The sequence below is a fragment of the Pseudomonas sp. P7548 genome, assembly GCF_013386585.1.
Taxonomy (GTDB): Bacteria; Pseudomonadota; Gammaproteobacteria; order Pseudomonadales; family Pseudomonadaceae; genus Aquipseudomonas.
The window spans coordinates 1-303 of the sequence record NZ_JACARO010000236.1; the positions used below are offsets into that span (position 1 = coordinate 1).

A 303-nucleotide genomic window follows, 5' to 3' on the forward strand; every position below is an offset into this window, starting at 1 on the left:
GCTCCAACAACCCGAGCACCTGCTTGAACAGCGCGCCATTGAGAATATGCACAGCGAGACGCTGCAAACCCGGCGCCTCCAGCAAGACCTGCTGCAAGTCGCCCAGTCCGGTACCATAGACATGCAGCTGCGCGCTGCCAGGCGGCAGGCTGGAGGCCTGCAGGCGCGCCTCGGCCAACCGGTCATGGCGGCTGGTCAATTGCACACCGCCGACACTCAGCGTCGAACCCTGCCCTTCGACCAGCTCCAGCGCCAGACTATCGCCATCCTCGGCCAGCAGACGGGGCAGCAACCCCGGCCAAC

The 303-nt window shown here is 66.0% G+C and carries 1 pseudogene; it reads right to left on the reverse strand.

Annotation, left to right across the window (positions count from 1 at the left end):
* A pseudogene (locus HX803_RS32470) lies at positions 1-303 on the reverse strand (motility accessory factor Maf-2); the annotation flags it as partial.